6 protein-coding genes are annotated in these 6,099 nt (G+C 42.7%); all 6 read right to left on the bottom strand.

Translation table 11 applies throughout. From position 1 onward, the window contains the following. Nucleotides 1-169 precede the first annotated feature (169 nt). Nucleotides 170-973 carry a hypothetical protein gene (locus ACRC27_RS09830; RefSeq protein ID WP_438639788.1) on the bottom strand — a complete coding sequence of 268 codons (804 nt, stop codon included), beginning with the start codon at nt 971-973 and terminating at the stop codon, nt 170-172. A 194-nt stretch (nt 974-1,167) separates the two neighbouring features. Beyond that, nucleotides 1,168-2,265, bottom strand: coding sequence for an anhydro-N-acetylmuramic acid kinase (locus tag ACRC27_RS09825; protein WP_438639787.1), 1,098 nt, complete (start codon nt 2,263-2,265; stop codon nt 1,168-1,170). 78 nt (nt 2,266-2,343) lie between these two features. After that, complete coding sequence (locus ACRC27_RS09820) at nt 2,344-4,284, bottom strand: AsmA family protein (protein ID WP_438639786.1); 1,941 nt, start codon at nt 4,282-4,284, stop codon at nt 2,344-2,346. 34 nt (nt 4,285-4,318) lie between these two features. Then, nucleotides 4,319-4,900: a dCTP deaminase gene (gene dcd / locus ACRC27_RS09815; protein WP_438621738.1), complete on the bottom strand. Its 582-nt coding sequence runs from the start codon at nt 4,898-4,900 to the stop codon at nt 4,319-4,321. A 186-nt stretch (nt 4,901-5,086) separates the two neighbouring features. Then, nucleotides 5,087-5,731, bottom strand: a complete 645-nt coding sequence (gene udk, locus ACRC27_RS09810; RefSeq protein ID WP_438621737.1) for a uridine kinase — start codon at nt 5,729-5,731, stop codon at nt 5,087-5,089. Between the two features lie 101 nt (nt 5,732-5,832). Continuing rightward, nucleotides 5,833-6,099 (bottom strand): P-loop NTPase (locus tag ACRC27_RS09805; protein WP_438639785.1); only part of this gene is annotated, 267 nt, incomplete at its 5' end.

Here is a 6,099-nt window from a genome sequence, read left to right as displayed (position 1 = left end):
ATTGAAATATCAACATATGCAAGCATATAGCAAATATCTCAAAAGAGGGCTGATTCATGTAGTTTTACCAGCCCTCTTAGAGGCGGGCGTTTAATTTTCGTTTTAATACAAATTATCTTTCGTAATAACAAACACATGTTCAGATAATGAGTACGGTTTATGCTACTCGTTAACGCTCCTCTAACAAATACTCTTTCAGACTGTGTAACAACTGTGGTAAAGAGACTGATTGAGGATGTTTACAGGCAATTTGCAGCGTTAACTCAGGGTTCTCTCTTCCATTTAATGTTAGTAATGAGACTTCAACCATTTTATCGAGTACAACATTCATAATGGGTGCTAAATGCTGCACTTTAATGCCAGCCGGTTTGACTAAATCACACTCTAACCATTCAGCGTGTAGCTGCTCACGATGAAAACCATGTGGCTCAGCCCAACGCCATACAGCCGGTAAAATAATCCGTTGTAACGCACGTATCCGCTCGTATTCACGTGAGGTTAAATCAATAACACTTGAGCATGTCGGTGATTCGGCAAGACGGTCACTCTCTTCAAGAAACTCCGAAAACGGTAAAACATGAATGGCATTATAATTTAAATTTAATAACGCAGAGTTATAACCCTCAGACACCTGACACAGTAAATCAATAATCTCTTGTCGCGTAATATATTGCCGCTGCCAAGTGATAATTAACTGTAAATGCCCCTCTTCTACATGAACAAATAAAGCACGTAAACCCAGTGCTGATGAGCGATGCAACCAAGCAGGCAACCCCTTTTCCAATTCAACAAGGGGAATGTCATACATGCTTAAATCAAGCCATTCCATCTGTAAAGGTAAGAAGTTTTTAAATGCCAAATGGTATGCGGCAATAAAATGTTCTGTATCCAAATCACCAAATAAAACCCACCGCAAACTGTGCATGGGAATTAAACTGGGATTGGACATGATCAGTTGCTGTTCCTTCAGCATTGCTTTCACCATCCGTTCTTTTAGCAAGAAACATATTTCATATTAGCGAGCACAATTTAACCACTGTCAGTTTACACTTACGCGACATGCTTAGCAAAAACCGAAAGGGATAAAGGTGACCGTTCGACAATATATTTATCGCTAGATCAGATGTAATTTTATGCAACAACACCACTATATCGTTTAACGCAGTTTTAACGCGGATAAATTGCACCTAATATTGCCGGATATTCAGCGCCAGTCACCGCAGGAAGATTCCCTGGTTGTTGATGAACTGCGCACCAACCAAGCCATGCAAATGCCATCGCTTCCATATAATCAGCGCTAACACCATAGTGTTCCGTGGATAAAACACGGGTTTGAGGAAGATAATGTGCTAAACGCTGCATTAATAGTGGGTTGTGTACACCACCACCGCAAACCAGTAACTCATTGAGCGTAATGTTCTGACTGAGCAAAGGCTGCGTAATGGTAACTGCCGTTAATTCAACCAGTGTTGCCTGAATATCAACAGCAGAAAGAGAAGGGAAATAAGCCAGCTTTTGCTGCAGCCATGCCATATTGAACAGTTCACGACCGGTGCTTTTCGGCGGTTTTATTGCAAAAAAAGGCTCTGCAAGCAGCGCATGTAAAAGATCTGCATCCACTTGCCCTTGCTGGGCAAATTCAGCATTATTATCAAACCGCTGCCCTGTTTGTAGCATCACCCATGCATCAAGCAGTACGTTGCCGGGCCCAGTATCAAACCCTGTTACCGGATGATCAGGTAACAAAAGAGTGAGATTAGCAATACCGCCAATATTCAGTATTGCCCTCGGGGTTAATGTGCCAAACAGTGCAACATGAAATGCCGGAACTAATGGCGCACCTTGGCCGCCCAATGCCATATCACGGCGGCGAAAATCAGCAACGGTGGCAATTCCGGTCTGTGCCGCAATCAGATTGGCATCACCTAATTGTAAGGTAAAAGGATAAACGCCATCAGGGTCATGGTATACCGTTTGACCGTGGCAGCCGATAGCCTCGACATCTGCTGCCAGAATATGATGTTTTGTGAGCAATGATTGTACAGCTTCAGCAAAAAACAGCCCTAAACGGTGGTCAAGTTGACCGATATTTACCAATGTCGTAGTTTGACCGTGACAGACATCTAATACAGATTGTTTCAGTGCATCAGGCATGGGCAAAAAGTCAGCAGCCAATAAAGAAACTTGCTGGCCATCTGTCTCAATTAACACGGTATCAGCACCATCTAAACTGGTACCTGACATTAAACCGATATATTTTGCCATTATTTACCTGCCGTTAAATCAATGATTATTGCTGCACATAGCCGGTACAGGCCTGTGAATAATGCATTTAGTTTTAATCTACAGTGCATTAATCTCATCTATTTCATCACGTCTTAGTATGCCTTGCTTTTCAAGCTTATCACGTAACTTTTGTTTATTTGCACGAATTTGTTGTTTCACAATACTGACTATATCAACCCGATAACGTAGATCATTTAATGACCCATATACGTACAGCGGAACATCTACAAACGGAACATCATTGTTTGCTGTTTGAATGCGGTTATTCAATGTTAAATCACACTGTTTGGTCAGAAGATTAATATTTCCTGTGGCGTTGAGTGCAAGTTTATTGGCTGATGCATTCATGCGTGCTATTTTTAGTTTTCCCTGATTAATATTCAGGTCAATTGCCATTTTATCCAAGTGTGTTTGATAGGCTACCGATTCACTGGCCACACTTTGACCTTTTGCTCTGGCTATGCTGCTTGAGAGTAAATACGGTAAATTCACGCCTTCAAAATCAACATCCCGTAATAGCAAGGTGACAAATCCACGACTAGAATCTATATTCGGCCACCCTTCAAATAGCCATTTCCCACTCATATTCAATACTCCACGCGCATCAATACCACTATTAAGCCAGTTCAGTAATGATGAAAGTTGAATATGGGTTAGTACAGGTAAAATTTCAAATATTTTAGGCTCGGTCAATAAGTTAACTGTACCGGTTGCTTGCAGTAATCCACCTAAGCCTGTCATGCTAAATTGATCAATTGCCGCAATGCCCTGTTGAATGGTCGCATCAAGGGATACATCATCAAATGTATGTTTTCGCCAATGAACTTTATTCACTCTTAAGGTGGCAAAACCATCAAGATAATAGAGGCTATTTTGCTTGCGGGTATTGTCACTGGATTTATCCAGTATATTATCAGAATTAAGTTCTGCTATTTCGCTAGTAGCCTCTATGCTGATTGCGGCATTTCCATTTTGCCCAAGGTAGACAGCGTTATCAGGCTGGTCAGCACGCTCTACAACATCTTTCCAAAGTGGTAATAATGTATCAAGATCAAGATAGGGGCTGTTAATATTGATATCAATAAAACCCGGCGCTGGCTTTGTTTTTGCAATAACCTCACCAGAAACTTGTGCAATAGGAGAGTCAACACGAACATCTCGCAGTACAACTTTACCCTCTTTCCGATTTAAATCAGCCAAGAATGTACTGGTTATCTTGTTTTCCGTGCCACCCTCGGCGGTATTATTAATCAGTGTAATTTCAAGATTATTATTGGTCAGTGAAATATCATTAAGGTTTTCACTCAGAGATAATTTACCCTGATAATTAATGGCCGCAGTATCACGCGGCAGTGCAATAGAGGATGAAAGTTGTAAGGGAAATACGCCATGAGTAGCATTGCCCAGAGCAATATTAAGTTGGTTAAATACAACTGAATTAGCCGCTTTTCGCCAGATAAGCTGACTGTTATTGACTGTGATCTGGCGTAGGACAATATCCCAAGTGTTTTTTTGAGGTGTGGTGTTTTGTGATATTACCGGAGATGAAATAGGTAAATCAGGTGAAAACGTATTTTGCTGATAGGGATTATTTTCAGCAGAGAGATCATCACGGGCCAGTGCATCCCAATTACTTGTGCCATTTGCTGCAATTTCCAATACAGCAGTAACACCGTCAAGCTGCAAATTGTTGATAACAAGTTGTTTGCTTAATAAAGAAAACAAACCAACTTCAAGCGAAATGCTTTTCGCCTGAATAATATAGGGGTCACGATAACCGGCTGGGCTGGTCAGTGAGGTTTCACCGGCTTGCAGATATAACCCGTATGAAAAGCGCCACTGTAATGCGCCTTGTATAGTTAATGTCTGCCCTGTTTTGCTTTTAATACGATCAGCAATCAATGATTTAAACTGATTAGTATCGATTGATAGCAACAAAGTAGATGCTGCTATCGCAAAAATACCCAGTGTACATCCCAGTATAAGCCGTTTTCTCATCCCTGCCTCATTCTTGTTATCAACTCAGCGAGTGTTAATCCTTATCAATACGACTCGCTACTGCGCCTTGCTGATTTTTATATTTTGCATCAACACGACGATTATATGGCCGTGCGGCAGGCCCTGTGAGTGGTTCAAAGCTGAGTGCGCCAATCAACATTTCAGGGCGAAGAGCTAATGGTAACTTCCCTGAATTATAAAACTCGAGCACGATGCAACCTTGCCAACCCGGATCAATTCGGTGTGCCGTAACATGCACCATCAAGCCTAGTCGAGCCAAAGACGATCGGCCATCAAGCCAACCCACTATATCATCAGGCAATGTTACCGATTCATAGGTAACTGCCAGCGCCAGCTCCCCTGGATGCAAAAAGAACGCTTCCCCCTCGGCCAGCACGATCTCATCGCTCATCACGCGCTCAAGTGCGGCAGTCACTTCATCTTTCGGGCCGCTCAGATCAATAAACGCAGCAGTATGGTCACGGAAGACCCGAAACTGATTGCCTAAACGCACATCAACTGTCGCGCCGTTAATACGCTCAATCGGCGGGCGGGGCTCAATGACAATCCGACCACTGTCTAACGCAGCTTCTATATCCGTATCACATAAACGCATAGCAAATAACTCCAGCTTATAGCGTAACCAACTCTATTTTAAGATAATTTGCGGCGACACAATGGATAATCTCCGTGATTTATGTCGTAAAATCCATGTGGATACATGGGAATGAGCAGTTACGTTCACTATCAGATTAAAAAAGAGGCTGGAAAATCCAGCCGCTCTCAGTGTGGTCAGTTGTGTTTACTCGCTGAGTAACTGCGTGATTTTTGCTTTCAGAATATCGATAGCGATACGGTTCTTTCCACCGCGCGGTACGATAATATCGGCATACTGTTTTGATGGCTCAATAAACTGCAAGAACATTGGACGTACCGTTTTCTGGTACTGCTCAAGTACTGATTCCATAGTACGACCACGCTCGGTCACATCTCTTCTGACACGGCGCAGTAAACAGATATCCAGCGGTGTATCAATAAAAATAGAAGCGTGCATTTCACCGCGCAGACGAGAATCGGTCAGCAGTAAAATACCTTCCAAAATGATCACTTTTTTCGGTTCAAAGTGAATAGCTTCTTGTTTACGCGTGTGCTCTACATAGCTGTATTGCGGGATATCAACCGCTTCGCCACGTTGCAGCATCTGTAAATGCTGCAACAATAAGTCATGATCCATTGCTTTTGGATGATCGTAGTTCGTTTTCACACGAAGCTCCATCGGCAAATGGCTTTGATCTTTGTAATAGCAATCTTCAGATATCACGCCGATTTGAGCATCTCCAAGCTGTTCGCACAGCTCACGGTAAATGGTGCTAGCAATAAGACTTTTTCCTGACGCTGAAGCGCCAGCGATACCGATGATGAGACACTGCTGAGATTGTTCTGTCATAGTGAAGCTCTGATTACTCTAGTGGCGTGAAAACAAATGATGACGTGGGTGCAAACCTTATGATTATAAGAAATTTGACCCTCATCACGCTACCATTGATTTTAACTAATATTACGAACTGCAATCTCTGTGGCGATAGATTCACCACTCCAGTACATTTTTGCAGCAATACGTGCCGCTAACTGGCGATAAATGTGAGTAAACTCACTTTCCGGCGCAGCAACTACGGTTGGCTCACCGCGATCAAGGTCTTCACGCAACCGGATATGCAGTGGTAGTTGTGCCAGCAATTCAGCACCATACTTTTCAGCTAACCGTGCAGCACCACCGGTGCCAAAAATAGCTTCATGATGACCGCATTCACTGCA

Source organism: Plesiomonas sp., from assembly GCF_051650925.1.
Lineage (GTDB): Bacteria > Pseudomonadota > Gammaproteobacteria > Enterobacterales > CAMTGL01 > Plesiomonas.
This window is presented reverse-complemented; position numbering and strand designations above follow the sequence as displayed.

Coding starts and splice junctions, on each gene's coding strand:
- ACRC27_RS09830 (WP_438639788.1), bottom strand. CDS start 973: ATGCTGAAGGAACAGCAACTGATCATGTCCAATCCCAGTTTAATTCCC.
- ACRC27_RS09825 (WP_438639787.1), bottom strand. CDS start 2,265: ATGGCAAAATATATCGGTTTAATGTCAGGTACCAGTTTAGATGGTGCT.
- ACRC27_RS09820 (WP_438639786.1), bottom strand. CDS start 4,284: ATGAGAAAACGGCTTATACTGGGATGTACACTGGGTATTTTTGCGATA.
- dcd (WP_438621738.1), bottom strand. CDS start 4,900: ATGCGTTTATGTGATACGGATATAGAAGCTGCGTTAGACAGTGGTCGG.
- udk (WP_438621737.1), bottom strand. CDS start 5,731: ATGACAGAACAATCTCAGCAGTGTCTCATCATCGGTATCGCTGGCGCT.